Consider the following 18,984-nt stretch of genomic DNA (forward strand, 5'->3'; position numbering starts at 1 on the left):
CGGGGCTCTCCCGGCGCCTTCGCCTTTCCCTCTGTCGCAAGGATTTGAAGATTATGCGTCGATTTCCGACTCGGACACCGGTATGCCTGGCCGTGCTGGCTGCCCTGGTGACCCTGCCCAGTCTGGCTGCTGAACCCGAGAAAAAAGATGCGGGGGATGAGTTCGATGTGGAACGCATTGAAGTGGTTGGTCGCCAGATCAACACCCTGTCCTCGGTGATGGCCGAACGCCGTGAAAAAGCGGTGGTAGCCGACCTAATGGACGCCGAACAGATCAGCCGCAGCGGCGACAGCGATGCTGCCGAAGCCCTGCGTCGCATCACGGGCCTGACCCTGGTGCAAGACAAGTTTATCTATGTGCGTGGTTTGGGTGAGCGCTACTCCAGCACCACCCTCAACGGCGCCCTGGTGCCTTCGCCTGACCCGACCCGCTCGGTGATCCCGGTGGACATGTTCCCCTCTTCCATCATCGACTCGTTGGAAGTGCAGAAGGCCTATTCCCCCGACAAGCCGGCGGCTTTTGGCGGCGGTAACGTCGACATCCGTACCCTGAGCTTCCCCCTGGAGTTCACCCTGGCCGCCAAGGTGGGTATCAGCACCACCAGCAAGAACCACAAAGACGGCCTGGACTACAACGGCGGTGGCCGCGACTTTTTGGGCTCGGACGACGGCAAGCGTGCCCTGCCCAAGGCGGTCAGTGACGCCGCCAACCAGTACGGCTCCATCGACGTGGTCAATATCGCCAAGGGCCTGGGCGGCCTGACCGCCGGCAACCTGGCCAAGGCCGAGACCATCAACCGTGAACTGGGCACCAGCTTCAACCGTCGCATGGATTTGGACAAGAGCAGCGTAGACCCTGACTACGACTTCTCGGTGGCCATGGGTAACCGCTTTGAAATCGGTAGCGAAAGCGTGCTGGGCTTTATGGTGGGGGTGGCCCACGATACCGAAGCCAAGAACTTCAACGAGCGCGAGCGCTACTATTCCCGCAGCGCCGACGGCAGCCTGTCGCCCCTGGAAAAGTTCGACGACATTCTGGGCACCACCTACACCGAGAAGAACTCCGGGGTGGCCTCGGTAGGGTTCGAACTGGATCCCTACAACAAGGTCAAGCTCACCAGCACTTACCTCAAGGACACCTCCGACGAGGCCAAGCGCAAGACCGGTGACACAGTCGAGACCATCAACGAAGCCAACGCCAACTACAGCATCAACAATATCCGCTACGAAGAGCGGTCCATGGTGGCCAACCAGGTGCAGGGCGAGCATATGTGGGAGTGGCTGTTTGGCCTGGGGGTCAAATGGCAGTACACCGACGCCCGCGCCCGCCGCTTTGCACCCGGTGAGCTTGAATACCGTTACTACAACCAGTACGACGCCGACGGCCAGCTGCAAAGCGCCAGCCTGCGTCGCTCCGACAGCGCCGCCACTTACCAGTTCGGCGACATGAAGGACGAGACCAAAAACGGCTCCATCGACTTCAAGCTGCCCTTCGAAGTAGGCGACTCGAGCTTCGACTTGTTGGCGGGCTACAACTACTTCGAGCGGGAACGTGACTCCACCACCTCACGCTACAAGTTCGACACCCGTGGCTTTACCACGGCCGAGCTGACCGACCGCTTTGAGAACATTTTCAGCGACGCCAACATCCTCGATGCCAGCAAGGGCTTTAACATCTCCGATGTGGCCACCCGCGCCGACGACTACAAGTCGGCCCAGCAGCTGGACATGGGCTATGTGGGCTTTGACTGGCGTTACGGCTTTGACTGGCGCTTTGCCGGCGGCGTGCGTTATGAAGACTTCCGCCAGGCCTCTGTGCCCTTCAACCCCAGCACCGGTGAGATTGAAGGTGACCCGGCAGAGATGGTGCGGGCCGAAGACGACTTCTACCCCAGCTTGTCCGCCACCTATTTCCTGACCGAGGACATGCAGCTGCGCTTTGGCGTCGGCCAAACCGTGGTGCGCCCCGATCTTAGGGAAGTGACCCCGGTGCTTTACGTTGACCCTGTCACCGACTTCAAGGTCCGTGGTTACAGCGGCCTGGAAAGCACCGACATGACCAACTTCGACCTGCGCTGGGAGTGGTACCTGGAAGACGGCGCCAACCTGTCGGTAGGGGCCTTCTACAAGGACCTGAAAAAGCCCATCGAGACCCTGGAACTGCAAGGCTCGGACGGCGACCGCCTGATCTCCTTCCGTAACGCCGAAGACGGTGAAGTTTACGGCCTGGAGATCGAAGGTCTTCGCGACTTCTCCTTCCTGGGAGACAGCGGCGACAGCCCGTGGAACGGTCTATTCGTGGCCGGTAACCTGACGGTGTCCGACTCGGAGATCAACATCAACCAGTTGGCGGAAACCAACCTCACCAACCTCAAGCGCCGCATGACCGGCCACTCCAAGTACGTGGCCAACCTGCAGCTGGGCTTTGACTCACCGGACGGCCTGCACTCGGCCAACCTGAGCTACAACGTATTCGGCGAGCGGGTGGCTTTTGCCGGCACCAACGGCCGTGACGACGCCCTGGAGCAACCCTTCCACTCGGTGAACTTCACCTACAGCTATTACCCCACCACCGAGCTGTCGGTGAAACTGACCCTCAAGAACCTCTTGGATGAGAAAACCACCATAGAGCAGCAGGGCCAGATAGTGCAGGAGAAGGAAGAAGGGGTCAGCTACGGCCTGAGCCTGTCCTACCGCTACTAAGCAAAGGGCCGGTCAGACCGGCCCTATTCCCCATACCTATAACTACAATCAGAACACTTTCTTACCCAGGCCACTTACCGTGGCCCTTTTTTTATCTCATCCAGGTGCTGGCGGTAGTCGCTGGTGGCGGCAAAGCCGTCGAATTGCTTATGGGGCTTTTTCGAGTCCGGGTTTTCCACCCCCAACAGATAACGGATGCCGAAGCGGCGGGCCGCTTCGAGGATCGGCTGGGAGTCGTCCACGAACAGGGTGCGGGCCGGGTCAAAGCCCAGATCCAGGTGAACCGCCTGCCACAACGACTGGGACTCCTTGGACGCCCGGTAGCTGTGGGTGGAGATCAGCTGATCCAGGTGCTGGTCCAGGGCGGTTAGCTCCACCTTCAAGGACAGGCTCTTGGGGTGGGCATTGGTGAGCAGAATGACCCGCCGGCCTGACTCGCGCAGGGCCTTCAAGAAGGGCAGGGTGTCGCTGCGCAGGCTGATCAGGTGCTGGATCTCGCGGCTGGCCAGGTCTATGTCCAGACCCAGGCGGGCCGTCCAGTAATCGTAGCAATACCAGTTGAGGGTGCCGAACACCGCCTGGTATTCGGCATCGATACGGGCCCTGGCCTGGTCCAGGCTGATGCCGTCTTTCTCGGCCAGCAGCACCGGTACCCTGTCCATCCAGAAATGGTTGTCAAAATGCAGATCCAGCAGGGTGCCGTCCATGTCCAGCAAAACGGTGTCAATTTCAGACCAATTAAGGCGTTGGTCATCAAGCATCTGGCATCTGCCTCTGTGATTGGGTGTAATGGAGGGGCCATTCTAAGCCAGCGGTACCGCCATGACGAAATCTGCCAAGCTGCCCGAAGTGATAGACGCCCAAATCGTCGCCGAAAGCCGGTTGTTCAAGGTCGAGCAGTTGCACCTGCGCTTTACCAATGGCGCCGAGCGCCATTACGAGCGCATGAAGGGCTCGGGGCGTGGCTCGGTAATGGTGGTGCCGCTGTTGGACGACCACACCCTGCTGTTGGGGCGTGAATATGCCGCCGGCCTCCATGCCTATGAGCTGGGCTTTCCCAAGGGGCTGATCGACCCGGGCGAAGACGCCATCGAAGCGGCCAACCGCGAGCTGCAGGAAGAGATAGGTTATGGCGCCCGGGACTGGACAGTGCTGCGGGAAGTGTCCATGGCCCCCGGCTATTTCTCGGCCAAGATGACCCTGCTCATCGCCCGGGACCTGTACCCGTCAAGGCTGGAAGGGGATGAGCCCGAACCCATAGAAGTGGTGCCATGGCCGCTGGCGCGGATCAATGAGCTACGCTATCAGAAGGATTTTTCGGAGGCGCGCAGCCTCACCGCCTTGCTGTTGGCACGGGACTGGCTGCAAGAACAGGCGCTGCTATGACACCCCAGGCCTATCTCGACGACATCATCACCCTGGCCCGCCAGGCGGGCCAGGCCATCTTGCCCTGGTTCCGTTCCGATGACCTGGTCACCGAACACAAGGCCGACGACAGCCCGGTCACCAACGCCGACATCGCCGCCAACAAGGTGATAGTGCGGGGCCTCAAGGCCCTGACCCCGGATATTCCCATTCTCTCGGAAGAATCCGGCCATAAGCCCTTTGCCGAGCGCAGCCGCTGGCGGGTCTATTGGCTGGTGGACCCTTTGGACGGCACCCGTGAGTTTGTCGGCGGCTCACCGGATTTTGCCGTCAACATCGCCCTGGTGGTGGACAACGAACCTGTGCTGGGGGTGATCCATGCCCCGGTGTCCGGCGACTGCTATTGGGCCGTCAGGGGCCAGGGAGTCTTTAAGAACGGCCAGGCCATCCATACCAGGGAAAGTCCCAAGCCGCCGCTGCTGGCGGTGTCCCGCCACCAGTCCTTAAGCACCCTCAAGGCCCACCTGCACCAGGATCTGGCTTTTGACGCCTTGCCCTTCGGGTCGGCCAGCCTCAAGTCCTGCATGGTGGCCGAAGGGGTAGCCGACGCCTACGTGCGCATAGGCCCCACCGGCGAGTGGGACACGGCGGCCAGCTGGGCCATAGTGGTGGAAGCGGGAGGCCGCATAGTCGACCTGGCCGGCCAGCCCCTGACCTTCAACCAGAGCGAGAGCCTGGAAAACCCCAACTATGCGGTCCTTGGCCAGCTCAGCCCCGAACAACTGTTCTAAGCTCTAGAGGTCTGTGCGGGGAGGGCCTAATGGCCAGGATACTGATGCTGCTACTGCTGGTGGCCGTGCTGGTGATCATGGTGCGGTTGTTTTTGCTGAACCCCGACCAGGCCGCCAGCCAGGTCACCCTGGCTGGCCAGCAGGATAAGCCCAGTACCCTGCAAAAGGTCAAAAAGGACCTGGATCAGTCCTTGCTGCAAAGTCACTGCCTAAACGCCATCCAAATGCGCTACGCCAGCCAGGCTGGCTTCAGGGTCAAGGCCCTGGCTCCGGGCCGTTACCTGGTGACGGTAGCGGGGCGAGAAGAGAAGCTTGCATGCCGCCTGGACGAAAAAGGCCAGGTCATACTGGAGTAGCACTGTGATCTGGCTCACAGGCTCAACTTTTGATCAAAAAGCAGTCTTATTTTATTCCCATAAATAACAAGTGGTTACTATTCGCTCTAGGCTGGGCGTACCAGATGTTCCCTATCTAAGGCAGTTACCTTGTATTAACATTTCCCGCAACACTGTAGTACCAAGGTAGGTTATGCAGCACGCGCAGGGAAGGTTTGACGTTAGCCAGTTTCAGGCCTGTATCGGTAGTCCCATACATCTCAAAGGCATCGATGACGTTGCCATCCCTCTTCGCCTGACCGGCACCACACTGCACAGCTCCCCCGACAACCCGCTCGACCTCTTTACCTTGCTCCTAGAAGGTGATCAGCAGCAGCCGATCCCCCAGGGGCGGTGCCGCTTCGAGCGTGCCGTGCCGGATGAGTTGTTGCTGAGCATGGTGCCCAACAACCCTACCCAGTGCAGCATTCATGGTCAGCAGGCTCTAACAGCCGGCTGCCAAGCCATGGCCAGGTAGAGGTCGTCACCCTGGCCGGCTTGAAAGCCCAGGCGTTCATAAAGAGTCCTGGCCGGGCTGGTGGGTGTGACCTGAAGTTCTATGGCTTGCCTGTTGGCAGTGGCTTCGGCCTGTAGGCGGCGGATCAGGACGCTGCCGATGCCTTGTCCCTGGTGACTGGGCATTAAAGCGATATCGACGATCCGCAATGCCTGTTGTTGCTGGGCTACCAACCAGCGGCCCACGGGCAGTCCCTGGTGTTCGATGATGGCAAAGCGGTCGGTGGGGTAATGGCTGAAGTAATGATGCTGTTGCGCCTCGAACTGGCTTTGCAGAAACAGCGCCTTTTGCCGGTCGTCAAAGGGGAACAGCGCCAGCTCGGCCTGGCGGTTAGCGGCAAAGAGTGCCGCCATGAATTCCCGGTCGCCGTCTTGGACCGGCCTCAGGCTGATACCTGGGGGTAGCAGGTCAGGCATGGTTCTTTCCTATGAAGAGCGGGGCCTGGCCTTATCAATAGTGGAAAAGGAGCACCCATGGAACCCTATGTTGGTGAAATTCGAATGTTTAGCGGCAACTTTGCCCCCAGGGGCTGGGCCTACTGCGACGGCCAGTTGCTGGCCATAAGCCAGTACGACGCCCTGTTCAGCCTGCTGCAGACCACTTACGGCGGCGATGGCCGTACCACCTTTGCCCTGCCGGACCTGCGGGGCCGGCTGCCACTGCACTATGGGCCAAGCAGCACCGGCCATATTTACCGCTTGGGGCAGCGCTCCGGCAGTGAAACCGTCACCCTGACCACGGCGGAAATGCCGTCCCATAATCACCCGGCCCGGGCCAGCAACAACACCGGTGACGAGCCCAGCCCTCAGGACGCCTACTGGGCTGCCCTGTCCGGCGCCGAGGCCGGTTATTCGACGGCCAGTCCCAGCACCGCCATGAGTGTGCAGGCCATAGGCCTGACCGGCGGGTCTCAACCCCACCCCAACATGATGCCGGGACTGACCCTGGGGTTCATCATCAGCCTTTATGGCATCTACCCATCCAGGACTTGAGGACTTCGTTATGGCTGAACCCTTTATCGGTGAGATCCGCCCCTTTGGTTTCGACTTTGCCCCGGTTGGCTGGGCCCTGTGTAACGGCCAGGTGATGCTGATCTCCGAAAATCAGGCCCTCTATAGCATTCTGGGTACCACCTATGGGGGAAATGGGGTAACCACCTTCGCCCTGCCCAACCTGCAAGGCCGAGCTCCGGTGCACCAGGGCCCCGGCAAGGCCCTTGGTATGAGCGCCGGTACCGAATCCGTCACCTTGACCCTGGCCAACCTGCCTCAGCATAACCACCTGGTCAATGCCGCCACCGGCGAGGCGTCTTCTGCAGACCCCAGCAACAATGCCTGGGCCACTACCGACTCCAATCCCTATATCGAGAGCGCCAACGGCACCATGGCTGCCGGCGCCATAGGTAATACCGGCGGCAGCCAAGCCCACAACAATATGCAGCCCTACCTGACCATCAACTTCTGCATCGCCGTTCAAGGCCTGTTCCCCAGCCGCAATTAAGGAGCTAAGCACATGGATCCATATATCGGCGAAGTTCGGATCTTCGCAGGCAATTTCCCCCCTCGTAACTGGGCGTTTTGCGACGGCCAACTGTTGCCCATTGCCGAAAACACGGCGCTGTTCTCGCTGGTGGGCACCACCTACGGTGGCAACGGCACCAGCACCTTCGCTTTGCCAGACCTGCGGGGCAGGGCGCCCATGCACCAAGGGCGCGGCGCGGGGCTGACCATGCGTTTTCTGGGTGAGCCCACGGGGCAGGATAGGGTCACCCTAACGCTGCCGCAGATCCCCAGCCACAACCACCAGGCCAGGGCCGTTGCTAGTGCAGGCCAAGCTGGCCAGGGGCCAGAAGGGGCTTACTGGGCCGCAGGTTTGGCCGGCCGTGGACCGACTCCCCTGTACGCAGCAGGTGGCAACCTGGAGATGGCCCCGGGCGGTTTGGCGCCGGAAGGTGGTAACGAGGCTCATGACAACCAGCAGCCGTTTCAGGTGCTCAATTTCATTATCTGCCTGCAAGGCATTTACCCGCCCCGCAGCTGATAGGAGCGGGTGTAACAGGACGGGCCGGCCCTTGGGGCCGGCTTCTGGCATAAACACCATTTTGTGAGTACGGGCCCGGGACGGGCCCACTAACAGGTCGATGAGGAAGCCGTTATGCGCCAGCTGGCTTGGCTGTTGTTGGGATGGATACTGGCCTTTAACGCCAATGCCGGCACCTTGGTGCTGGCCGATGCCAAGCTGGCATCCCAGTTGGTGCTGCCGGCAGATGCCGAGCTGCGCTTGGTCAATTCTCTGGACGACCTGCCCGGCGCCTTGGCCGGCAAGGCTTGGGACAGGGTCAGCCTGGTTAGCCACGGGGAGCCAGGCGCTTTGGAGCTGGGCGGCGAGAAGCTGGATCTGGCTTATCTTAACGACAACCCGGGCTTTTTGGCGCCCTGGCGCCAGCAACTGGCAGCAGATGCCCAGTTGGAACTCTGGGGCTGTGGCCTGGCTGCGGGTGACGGCCACCTGCTGGTAGACGCCCTGGCCAAGGGCCTGGGCAGGCCGGTGCTGGCCTCAACCAATGCCACTGGCCCGGCCTCGCTGGGGGGTGACCTGGTTCTGGAGTATGGCAAGGGAAGCCCGGTAGACAGTACCTTGCTGTCCCGATTGCCGGTGCTCTTGGCCGTAACCAATGAGAACTTTGAGGGTATTTGCGCAGGGGGGTGTACCCCTGCCCGGCCCACCTACGATAACAATACGCAGTTGGGCGACTCCTTTGTTTTCTACAGCAACAACAGCAATGGGGGCATTCAGCCACTCCAAATCACGAACTTGAACAGCGCCGACGGTATTTCTCCGAGCGGTACATACTGGCTGTATTTTTATAACCAGAACCCAGGTGAAGTGACCGAAGCGCGGATCAGCAGTGCTGATGGCTCGGAATTCAAGCTCGACTCCCTGCTGCTTGCAACCGGAGCGGGGGATGCCACAGTAACCCTTCGTGCCTATAAGAATGGCGCTGAAGTGGGGTCCACTTCGGCCTCTAGTGGTGTTGTAAACCTCTCAGGTAATACCGCCTTTAATGATATCGATTCCCTGCACATTACCAGCAGCGATTTGGATATCTATGTTGACGACATCACGGTGTCGGCGGCAGTGGTCAGCGGTGACAGCAGCGGTAACCTTATCGGCGGCGGCGTTCCTGAAGCTACCCAGATCGCCAGTACCGCTGACAGCCCGGCCGAGGCGGTCAATGTGCTGGACTTCACCCTTCTTGACGGCGGCGCCGGCGATGGCTTGGCCCTGAACGTTAGCGAGGTACGGGTCCATGTCAGTGGCCCCAGCACCGATGCCGATCGCAGCAAGATCACCTGGCGCCTCAGCGGCCCGGACGCCGTCTTTGTGGCCGGTAGCTACGACGGCGCCACCGACGTGCTGACTTTTCCGGTTAGCATTTCGATAGCGGACGGCAGCAGCGAAAACTACGCCATCAGCGGTTATTTCAACGACAACACCGGCCTGACCGACGGTAACCGCTTTTTGCTGAGCATTGATGGCGATACCGATCTGACAGTGGGCAGCTCTGGTACCCAGATGGGCACCACTTCGGCCATTGATAACGGCGCCGGCCTGGCAACGGCCATCGACGCCACCCTGCTGGCCTTTACCACCCAGCCGGCCGGTTCGGTATCCGGTAGCGCCCTCACCACCCAGCCCGTGGTGCGGGCACAGGACGATTTTGGCAACACCGACGCCAGCTTTACCGGCAATATCACCCTCACCGAAGCCAGTGCCGGCAGCCTGAGCGGCACCACCACCCTGGCCGCCATCAATGGTATCGCCACTTTCAGCGGCATTACCTATACCGCCTCTGCCGACCAGGAAAGCTTTACCCTGACCGCCGCCGGTGGCGGCCTGACCGATGCCACCGCCAACAGCATTACTGCCGATGTGGTGGCCACCAAACTGCTATTCAGCACCGAGCCAGCCCCAATCAGCATCATCAGCGGCGCGCTGACCAACTTCAGCACAGTGCCTGTGGTGCAGGCGGTGGATGCCAATGACACCCTCGATACGGGCTACAGCACCGACATAGTGTTGTCGGTCACCGACCCCAACGACGGGGTTTTGGACGGCAGCATTAACACCCTTAGCGGCACCGGTGATGGCGACGGCAACAGTGTCACCGTCACCCTGACCCCAGGTACCGGCAGCGCCACCTTTACCAACTTGGCCCTGCAATATACCAATACCGGACCCAGCGAAAGCCTGGCCTTGAGGGCCTCTTCCGGTGGTTTGACGAGCGCCACTTCTACCACCATTACCTCCCTGGCTGGCCCCAGGGTCACCGACGCCAATATCAGTGTCAGTGGCGGCAGCGGTATCGGCGGCGCTTACAAGATAGGCGACACCGTTACCGCCCAATGGGACAACAGCGGCACTGGCGACAACAACAGCGGCGTCACGGCGGTCACCGTGGATTTCAGCCAGTTCGGCGGCGGTAGCAGTGTGGCGGCCAGCAACAGTGGCGACATCTGGACCGCCACCTACCTGTTGCCTGCGGGCAGTATCGATGCAGTTAGCCGTAATGTCAGCGTATCGGCAGCCAACGGCTCAGGTACCACCACCACAGCCGACACCAGCAATGCCACGGTGGATAACCAAGCCCCGGTTGTCACCGACGGCCGCATCAGCATCGGTGGGGCCAGCGGCAGCGGCGGCACCTTCATCGTTGGCGACACCATCACCGCCACCTGGGATAACACAGCTAGCGGTGACAACAACAGCGACGGCCTCAGTGCCGTGACCGTGGACTTCTCCCAGTTTGGTGGCAGCAGCGTGGCGGCCAGCAACAGCGGCAATACCTGGACCGCCACCTACACCCTGGTGGCCGGCAGCGTGGAAGGCAGCAACCTCAATGTGACTGTCACCGTTACCGACAACGCCGGCAACAGCGTCCTGGCGGTCGACAGCAGCAATGCCAGCGTCGACAACCAGCCACCGGTTGCTCCTTCGGCTCCCGTGCTGGCCGCTGGCTCCGACAGCGGTACCCCGGGGGACGGCATTACCAAGGACAACACCCCGACTTTAACCGGCACTGCTGCTGCCAGCGCCACAGTGCGGGTGAAAAACACCGGCGGCACAGTGGGCACCACCACCAGCGATGCTGGCGGCAACTGGAGCTTGACCACCAGTACCCTGGCCGACGGTAGCCAGAGCCTGACCGCCGTACAACTGGATTCATCCGGCAACGAGTCGGCGCCTTCCCCGGCCCTGGCTTTGACCATCGACAGCACTGCCCCCGGCGGTTATTCCCTGGTGGCGGACCAAAGCCCCATTAACGCCGCCAACCAGGGAGCCGCTTCGGTGACCCTGTCTGGCGCTGAAGTGGGGGCCCAATACCAACTGACCGTCTCCAGCAGCGGCGGCGGTTCCCCGGTGCTGGCCAGCGGTGCTGTGAGCGCGGCTAACCAGCAGATCACCGGCTTGGGTCTCAGTGGCCTGGCTGACGGCACCCTGACCTACAGCTTAACGCTCACCGATGAGGCGGGTAACAGCGGTACAGCTGCCAGCGACACGGTAATTAAAGACAGCACCCCGCCTACAGGCTATAGCGCCAGCTTTGGTGCTGGCTTTGTCAATATTGCCAACCAGGCGGCCCAGTCTGTCACCATCAGCGGTGGCGAGATTGGTGCCAGTTATCAGCTCAGCATCAGTAATGGAGCCGACAATATCAGTCGCAGCGGTACCCTAACCGGTACCAGCCTGACCTTGAACAGCTTGGATCTCAGCTCCTTTGCTGATGGCACCTTGAGTTTGACGCTGGTGCTGACCGACACTGCCGGAAACGCTGGCACAGCGGCGACGGTCAGTATCACCAAGGACACGGTAGCGCCGACCCTGCAAAGCAGCGCCCCGGCGGATGGGGCCACCGATGTGGCCCTGGGGGTTGCCCCTAGCCTGAGCTTCAACGAGGCGGTAGCGGCGGGAGCCAGCGGCGACAACGGCCTGGCCCTGACCGCGTCGGACAGCACAGTGGTGTTCAGCGGCGCCGCCAACGGCGGCGATGTGGAGGTCAGTGGCAGCACCCTGACCTTAAACCTCACCAACAGCCTGGTGCCGGACTTGGTGCATGAACTGACCCTGGGCGCCGAGGCAGTCACCGATCTGGCGGGCAACCCCTTTGCCGGCGGCACTGTGCTGAGCTTTACCGCCCGCAACGCCGACCCCCAGGCCCTGGCCGACAGCTATAGCCTGACCGAAGACCAGGCCAAGCAGCTGCCGGTATTGGCCAACGATACTGTGGTCAGGGGCCGCCTCAACGGTGCCAGCTTGACTATCAGTACGGCGCCGTCCCACGGCAGCCTTTCCCTCAATACCGGCACCGGGGTGCTGACCTATAGCCCAGACCCCGACTACAACGGCGCTGACAGCTTTGCCTACCAGGTGCAGGACACCTTCGGGGTGCTCAGCAACATTGCCACCGTGACCCTGGCCATAGCGGCCGTCAACGATGCCCCCCGCGCCCTGGACGACGCCGCCAGCCTGGCCGGTGGCGCCAGCCTGCTGGTGGACGTGCTGGCCAACGACCTGGAAGTGGACAGCGGCGACAGCCTGGACCCGGATTCTCTGGTGATAAGCTCCGGCCCCCTGCAAGGCCAGGCCAGTGTCGAAGCCGGCCAGATCCGCTACCAGGCCCCTAGCGGCTGGCAAGGGCAGGTGAGCCTCCAATACCGGGTGGCCGACACCCAGGGTGTCCTGTCCAACGACGCCATCCTCACCCTGCAGGTGCTGGACGGCGCAGCGCCCCTGGCGGTGGCTGACGCTGCCAGCCTGGACGAAGACACCCCCACCTTGGTTGATATCCTGGCCAACGACAGCGGCAGCGGCCTGGTGCCTGTGGTAGTGCAGGGGCCAGTTCACGGCACCCTGGCCTTGAGCAGCAACCAGTTCCTCTACACCCCTGATGCAGACTACAACGGTGCCGACAGCTTCCTGTACCGGGTGGAGGACGATCAGGGCCTGACGTCGGCGGCGGCCACCGTCAGCCTCACTGTCAACCCGGTCAACGATGCCCCTGTTGCCCAGCCCGATACGGTGGTGCTCAGCGGCAGTGACGCCCTGGATATCAACGTGCTGGGTAACGACAGCGACGTGGACAACGCCCTGGCGGACCTGACCATCCAGTTCACTGGCGCCCCTGCCAGTGGCGGTATCAGCTTCAATGGCCGCCTGGTCCGTTACCAGCCCAGCGGCAGCCCGGTCAGCGACAGCTTCCAGTACCGGCTGCAAGACAGCCTGGGGGCCTGGTCGGCGCCGGTCACCGTCAACCTGGTGGCGGCGGCCCCCAATCAGCCGCCTTTGGCCAACAGCGATCTGGCACAGACCAACCAGGACCAGCCCATTGCCATAGGGGTGCTGCTCAACGACAGCGACCTGGACGGCAGCCTGGACAGCGACAGCATAGTGGTGGTCCAGAACCCGGAACACGGCACCGCCACTCCGGGTACCGCCATCATCACCTACACCCCGGCCGCTGGCTTCTATGGGGTGGACAGGCTGCGCTACCAGGTGATGGACGATCAGGGTGACCTGTCCAATCCGGCCTGGGTCGACATTCAGGTTCGTAAGGTGGGGCAGGTGCCGGTGGCCCAGGCCGACAGCCTGACCCTGGCGATGAACACCAATGCCGAACTGGACCTGTTGGCCAACGACAGCGACGGTGACGGGGCCGTGGTGGCTATCGACATCCGCCAGGCCCCTGCCCAGGGTGCCTTGCAGCTGCTGGGTGCCGGGCGGGTGCGATACACCCCCAATACCGACTTTGTCGGCCAGGACAGCCTGCGATATGTGGCCCTGGATAACGACGGCCTGGCCTCCAACGAAGTAGCCCTGACCATAGAGGTGTTCAACCCCAACAGTGCGCCGCAAATCAGCGGCAGCCCGGCTACCCAGGTGGCCCAGGGTGCAAGCTACCAGTTCCAGCCCCAGGCCAGTGACGCCGACGGCGACAGCCTGATGTTCAGCATTCAGAACAAACCAGGCTGGGCCAGCTTCGATACCGCTACCGGCAGCCTCAGCGGTGTGCCGGGCAATGCCGATGTGGGCAATTACAGCGCTATCCAGATCAGCGTCAGCGACGGCCAGGCTCAGGCCAGCCTGCCGGCCTTCAGTATCCAGGTGCTCAATGTCAACGACGCCCCTGTGGCTGGGAACCTGGGCTTCAACTTGGACGAAGGCGGGCTGCTGGTGGTGGCGGCGGCCCAGGGGGTGTTGTCGGTGGCGTCTGACCCCGATAACGACAGCCTGACCGTCACCCTGCTTGCTGGGCCGGCCCATGCCAGTGCCTTCAACCTGGCCGCCGACGGCAGCTTCAGCTACCAGCATGACGGCAGCGAAGGCACCAGCGATAGCTTCCAGTACCGGTTGAGTGACGGCCAGGGCGGCGAAACCCAGGGCCAGGTGACCTTCACCTTGGCACCGGTCAACGACGCCCCCCGCTTTACCAGCCAGGCGCCTTTGACCCTGGCCGTCGGCGCCAGCCTGGCTTATCAGGTGGAGGTGGAAGATCCGGACAGCAGTGTCAGCCTTAGCCTGACCCAGGCACCGTCTTGGCTGACCCTGAGCGGTAACCTGCTGGCCGGTACCGCGCCCCTGGACGCTTTGGGTGACCACAACATCAGCCTGGTAGCCAGCGACGGCCAGTTACAGGCGACCCAATCCTTTGTGCTGACGGTGACCGAGGCCGATACCGCCATGGTCAGCCTGAGCCGGCGTTGGGTAGGCCTGCCGGCCCGGGTCGGTAAGCCCCTGCGCCTGATGATCAGTGCCCAGCATGAGATGGGTCCTGCCCTGGCCGACGCCAGCCTGGTGATCCGCCTGCAGGGCGGCAGTATGTCGGCCCTGGCCGGGTGCAGCCTCAGCGGCGACACCCAGCGTTGCCCCCTGAACCTGGCGGTGGACGCCCAGGCCCAGTGGACCCTGCCGGTCAGCACCGCCAACCAGGGTGACCAGCTGGTCCATCTGGAGCTGCAGGACAGTGAAGGTGCCTTGCTGGCCAGCCTCAACACCGACGTCACCATTACCGCCGACACCCTGACCCAGGGTGACAGGGCGGCGGTGATCGCCAAGGCCAGCGCCCTGGCCCTGCTCCAGGACGGCGACCAGCCTTACCTGGTGGTGGGTACGACCGCTGGGGAAGGGGTCACCCTGTACCGCATCGAGGGCAACAGCCTGGTGGCCGAGGCCGCCATTGACAACCTCGGCGACGCCCGCGATCTGGCGGTGTTGGACTGGAACCAGGATGGCCTGGAGGACCTGGTGGTGATCAACGCCAGCGGCGATGCCTCCACCCTCTACCTCAATCAGGGAGACCTGCACTTCAACGCCTTGCAGACCCTGGCCTACGGCCACAAGGTGCGGGTTGCCGAGCTCAACGGCGACGACTACCCGGATCTGCTGGTGGGGGCACCGGCCCTGACCTTCTACGGCGGGAATGACGGCGGCACCGTGGCGCTGCCTTTGGCCCAGAGCACGCCCTTTAGCCTGAGCGACTTCGCCCTCTGGCCGGATGGCCGGATACTGGTCAGCAATGGCCAGCGCCTGCAGTTGGTCAACCTGTCGCTGCTGCTGGCCAAGGCCGGCGCCCAGGCCAGCCCTGCGGCGGCAGAGCCGGAGCCCTTGTTGCCCGGGGAGATCCGTACCCTGCGGGTGGCCGACTTCGACGGCGACGGCCAGGTTGAAGTGGCGGTCAGCTATGGCCCGGATCAACAGGGCAGTGGCGGCGGTGTGGCCCTGGTGGTGGCTCAGGGTGATGACTTCGTGGTGGACAGCCAGGTAGGGGAAGCAGCGGTGCAGGATCTGCTGGTGGCCGACTTTGACGGCGACGGTGACCTGGATCTGCTGACCCAGCATGACAACGGGGCCTGGCAGTTGCTGCGCAATGAAGGCAGCACCTGGACAGCTCTGTCCCAGAGCCTGTTCCATCCGGACAGCCTGGGCCTGGTGGCCGACCTCAACGGTGACGGCCTGGCCGACATACTGCTGGCCAATACCGAAGACGGCAGCCTGGTGATCTATGACGGCAAGGCGATACTGGAGCAGTTGGGGCCCCAGGCCGATATGGCCCTGAGCGCCACCCTGGAGCCCAGCGGCCAGGACTATCAAAGCCAGTACCAGCTCAAGGTGCAAAACCTGGGCCCGGCCAGTTCCAACGACAACCTGTTGGTGCTGTCACTGCCGGCGTCGTTGGTGGTCAGCGGCATGCCGGCCAGCTGCGTGCAGGACGCCGACCTGTGGCTCTGTCCCTTGGGCAGCCTGGCCTCAGGGGCTGAGCAGCGCCTGACCTTGACCCTGACCGCTCAGCCGAACCTGGCCAACAGCCTGCTGCTGGCCAGGGTCTATGGGTCGGCCAGCGATCTCAACAGTGCCAACAACCAGGTTGAGTTCAAGGTGAGTGATGGCTGGGCCCCCTACTGGGTGGAAAACCGCAGCCACGGCGGCAGTCTGGGAAGTGGAGCCCTGGTGCTGCTGGCCTGGTTGGGCTGGCGGCGACGCCGGCATTAATAAAAAAGGCGCCCAAGGGCGCCTTTTTTATGGTTCATGGGGCTAATCAGTCGGTGGCTTCGGCCCCTTCGGGATTGAGTTTGACCCCCACCTTGTGGATACGGCCTTCCTCCAGGTCCACCACAGTCCATAACAACTGGTTCCAATGGAGCTGGTCCCCTTCCACCACCTTGTTCCCCAGGGACTGGGTCAGGAACTGGGCCAGGGTCAGCTGCTGCTGTTCCGGCTCCAATATCAGGCCGTAAAGGGGAGCGATGTCCGCCAGGGGGGCTGAGCCGTCCAGCACGAAATCCCCGAAGAAACTGTTGTCCAGGCCCCGCTTGGGGGCTTCGCTGAACAGGGTACCGAGGGATCCCAGGTGCTCTTCCTTACCCACCACGCAGAGGATATCGCCGGCCTTGAGACGGGTGCTACCGCTGGGGTGCAGCAACTGTCGGCCCCGGAACAGGGCGGCGATACGGGTGCCGGCCGGCATTTGCAGCTCCTTGAGGGGAGAGTCGATAAACCATTTTTCCTGGCCCAGGTGGTAGACGAACAGTTCCCACTGGCTGGTGGGGTAGATCTCCAGGCCTGCCCTGGAGATGGGCGAGGGCTTGGCCGGTACTTCCACCTTGGCCAGGCGGGTGGCCAGGGGCAGGGTGCTGCCTTGCAGCAGCAACGATACCAGTACCACGAAGAAGGCCAGGTTGAAAAAGACCTGGGCGTGTTCCAGCCCGGCCATCATGGGGAACACCGCCAGTATGATGGGCACGGCGCCCCGCAATCCCACCCAGGACACAAACCAGCGTTCCCTGGCCTTGAAGTTCTTGAAAAAGCCCAGGCTGGCCCAGACCGCCACCGGTCTTGCGATCAGGATCATCCACAGGGCCAGCAACAGGCCGGGCAGGGCGATGGGTAACAGTTCGCTGGGGGTCAGCAACAGCCCCAGCACCAGGAACATGCCGATTTGGGCCAGCCAGGCCAGGGCGTCCAGCACCGCCAGCACTGTGCCCCGGCTGCGAATGGCCCTGTTGCCCAAGAACAGGCCGCACAGGTAGATGGCCAGGATACCGCTACCCCCCAGGGCGTTGGTGATGGCAAAGAGCAGCAGGCCGCCGCTCACCACCAAGATGGGATAGAGCCCGGCAGCCAGGTTGGAGCGGTTGACCAGGTGATGCAGTGCCCAGCCCCCTGACAGGCCGAGGGCGATACCCAGGCCAAATTGCTGGGCCAGGCTCAGCAGCAACATCGGGCCCATGGCCTGGCCCTGGCCGATAAGGGCAATGAGGGTGACGGTCAGGAACACCGCCATGGGGTCGTTGGAACCGGACTCGATTTCCAGGGTAGCGCCGACCCGCTGGTTGAGGCTGCGTCCCCCCAGCAGGGAAAACACCGCCGCCGCGTCGGTGGAGCCGACTATGGCGCCCACCAGCAGTCCTTCCATCCAGTTGAAGTCAAAGAGGTAGGCGGCAGCCACCCCGGTCAGGGCCGTGGTGATGGCCACCCCCAGGGTGGCCAGGGACAAGGCCGGCCACAGGGCCACCCTGAAAGTGGCCACCCTGGTGCGCAAACCGCCGTCCAGCAGGATCACCGCCAGGGCCAGGTTACTGACCAGGTAAGCCACAGGGTAGTTGTCGAAATGGATACCGCCGGGACCGTCTTCGCCGGCCAGTATGCCCACCGCCAGGAAGATCACCAGTATGGGAATACCCAGCCGTGACGAAAGAGAACTGACCAGGACACTGGCCCCCACCAAGATAGCGCCGACGACATAAAGGCTGTTGATGGTGGTGGCGTCCAAAGGCGGTCCTTAGTAGCGGTATGGATGGCCCTTTTACCTTACCCCAGAGCAGGGGGTAGGCGCCAGTTCGCTCCCTAAGGCTCCAATGTTTTCAATGCGTTACGGCATTGTTGAAAGGTCTCTGCCAGGCTCTTGTCCTCCAGCAGGGTCAAAAAGAGGCAATCGAGCAGGTGCTGCTGGGCGCTTTGTTCCAGCAGCAGGCTAAGGGCCTCGGGTGGGTTGCCCGCCAGGCAGTAGAGGCGGATATCGGCGTGGGCCCAGAGGTTATCCAGGTTGTAGCGGCACAATACCACCACCTTGGCCCCCTGGGCCTTGGCCCGCCGCACTGCCCTGTGCAGTTCTGGGCTGGCGTTGTCCATGGCGATGACAAAAAGCACGGTGCCGGGGCCCAGCTGGGCACACAGTTGCCATTGCAGCAGGGGGTCGGCCGGGCTCTGGCTGGCCAGGCCCAGCAGTGCCAGGCGGTCCACCCAGGCGGCCGCCACCGACTGGCAAAAGCCCTGGCCCAGCACCAACACCCGCTGGGCGCTGGCCAGGGCTTGGGCCGCCGCCCTTTGCTGGCGGGGGTCGTTAAGCTCGTCCACCTGGGCCAGCAACGCCTGCTTAAGCTGGGTCAGGGGTTGGCCGGCAGGGTTGGGGGTGGACTGGGGCTCCGGTGCCGATTCCCCCTGAAAGCCCCGGGCGATGGACTCATTGATGGCCAGCTTCAGATCCGGGTAGCCCCTGTAGCCCAGCTTCTGGCTGAACTTGACCACCGACGACTGGCTGACCCCCACGGCGCTGGCCAACTGGGACGAAGAATAGTCCCGCAGCAGGTGGGCATTGGTGAGGATGAAGTCGGCCAGCTTCTTTTCACTGACCGACAACTGGTGCCGGATGGCGCTGATTTTCAATAGGCAGCTCATGA

The 18,984-nt window shown here is 62.6% G+C and carries 13 protein-coding genes; 9 read left to right on the forward strand and 4 right to left on the reverse strand.

The features are described 5' to 3' along the window. Positions 1-53: 53 nt before the first annotated feature. Positions 54-2,702 (forward strand): TonB-dependent receptor domain-containing protein, encoded by a 2,649-nt coding sequence (locus B3C1_RS02145; protein WP_035480791.1) that lies wholly within the window; start codon positions 54-56, stop codon positions 2,700-2,702. 74 nt (positions 2,703-2,776) lie between these two features. Here B3C1_RS02145 and yrfG read toward each other — a convergent pair whose 3' ends face one another. Then, positions 2,777-3,463, reverse strand: coding sequence for a GMP/IMP nucleotidase (gene yrfG / locus B3C1_RS02150; RefSeq protein WP_008482586.1), 687 nt, complete (start codon positions 3,461-3,463; stop codon positions 2,777-2,779). Between the two features lie 61 nt (positions 3,464-3,524). On the opposite strand from yrfG, the gene nudE reads away from it, so the two are divergent. From nudE to B3C1_RS02170, 4 genes are all read left to right on the forward strand, one after another. Further along, on the forward strand, positions 3,525-4,088 hold the full coding sequence (nudE, locus tag B3C1_RS02155; RefSeq protein ID WP_008482587.1) for an ADP compounds hydrolase NudE: 564 nt from the start codon (positions 3,525-3,527) through the stop codon (positions 4,086-4,088). Then, positions 4,085-4,858, forward strand: a complete 774-nt coding sequence (cysQ, locus tag B3C1_RS02160; RefSeq protein WP_008482588.1) for a 3'(2'),5'-bisphosphate nucleotidase CysQ — start codon at positions 4,085-4,087, stop codon at positions 4,856-4,858. The genes nudE and cysQ overlap by 4 nt, the downstream gene beginning before the upstream one ends. A 29-nt stretch (positions 4,859-4,887) precedes the next feature. Next, positions 4,888-5,214 carry a hypothetical protein gene (locus tag B3C1_RS02165; RefSeq protein WP_008482589.1) on the forward strand — a complete coding sequence of 109 codons (327 nt, stop codon included), beginning with the start codon at positions 4,888-4,890 and terminating at the stop codon, positions 5,212-5,214. Between the two features lie 172 nt (positions 5,215-5,386). Next, a complete protein-coding gene (locus tag B3C1_RS02170; RefSeq protein ID WP_008482590.1) occupies positions 5,387-5,710 on the forward strand; it encodes a DUF6916 family protein in 324 nt (107 codons plus the stop codon). Here B3C1_RS02170 and B3C1_RS02175 read toward each other — a convergent pair. Further along, positions 5,668-6,165: a GNAT family N-acetyltransferase gene (locus B3C1_RS02175; protein ID WP_008482592.1), complete on the reverse strand. Its 498-nt coding sequence runs from the start codon at positions 6,163-6,165 to the stop codon at positions 5,668-5,670. The genes B3C1_RS02170 and B3C1_RS02175 overlap by 43 nt on opposite strands. A 57-nt stretch (positions 6,166-6,222) precedes the next feature. Between B3C1_RS02175 and B3C1_RS02180 the strand changes: the two genes are divergently transcribed. The 4 genes from B3C1_RS02180 to B3C1_RS02195 all read left to right on the forward strand — a co-directional run bounded on the left by B3C1_RS02180 (position 6,223) and on the right by B3C1_RS02195 (position 16,297). Next, the gene (locus B3C1_RS02180) at positions 6,223-6,741 is read left to right on the forward strand and encodes a phage tail protein (RefSeq protein WP_035480797.1); all 519 of its coding nucleotides are present in this window, start codon (positions 6,223-6,225) and stop codon (positions 6,739-6,741) included. 10 nt (positions 6,742-6,751) lie between these two features. Next, positions 6,752-7,249, forward strand: a complete 498-nt coding sequence (locus B3C1_RS02185) for a phage tail protein (RefSeq protein WP_008482594.1) — start codon at positions 6,752-6,754, stop codon at positions 7,247-7,249. 12 nt (positions 7,250-7,261) lie between these two features. Further along, positions 7,262-7,789 carry a phage tail protein gene (locus tag B3C1_RS02190; protein WP_008482595.1) on the forward strand — a complete coding sequence of 176 codons (528 nt, stop codon included), beginning with the start codon at positions 7,262-7,264 and terminating at the stop codon, positions 7,787-7,789. Between the two features lie 114 nt (positions 7,790-7,903). Then, positions 7,904-16,297, forward strand: a complete 8,394-nt coding sequence (locus tag B3C1_RS02195; RefSeq protein ID WP_008482597.1) for a tandem-95 repeat protein — start codon at positions 7,904-7,906, stop codon at positions 16,295-16,297. Between the two features lie 46 nt (positions 16,298-16,343). On the opposite strand, the gene B3C1_RS02200 is transcribed toward B3C1_RS02195, so the two are convergent. Together B3C1_RS02200 and B3C1_RS02205 are read right to left on the reverse strand one after the other, a co-directional pair. Then, positions 16,344-18,077 carry a potassium/proton antiporter gene (locus B3C1_RS02200; RefSeq protein ID WP_008482599.1) on the reverse strand — a complete coding sequence of 578 codons (1,734 nt, stop codon included), beginning with the start codon at positions 18,075-18,077 and terminating at the stop codon, positions 16,344-16,346. Positions 18,078-18,151: 74 nt separating this feature from the next. Then, positions 18,152-18,982, reverse strand: coding sequence for a MurR/RpiR family transcriptional regulator (locus B3C1_RS02205; protein ID WP_008482600.1), 831 nt, complete (start codon positions 18,980-18,982; stop codon positions 18,152-18,154). Positions 18,983-18,984: the final 2 nt, after the last annotated feature.

Origin of the sequence: Gallaecimonas xiamenensis 3-C-1 (genome assembly GCF_000299915.1) — a bacterium.
Classification (GTDB): domain Bacteria; phylum Pseudomonadota; class Gammaproteobacteria; order Enterobacterales; family Gallaecimonadaceae; genus Gallaecimonas; species Gallaecimonas xiamenensis.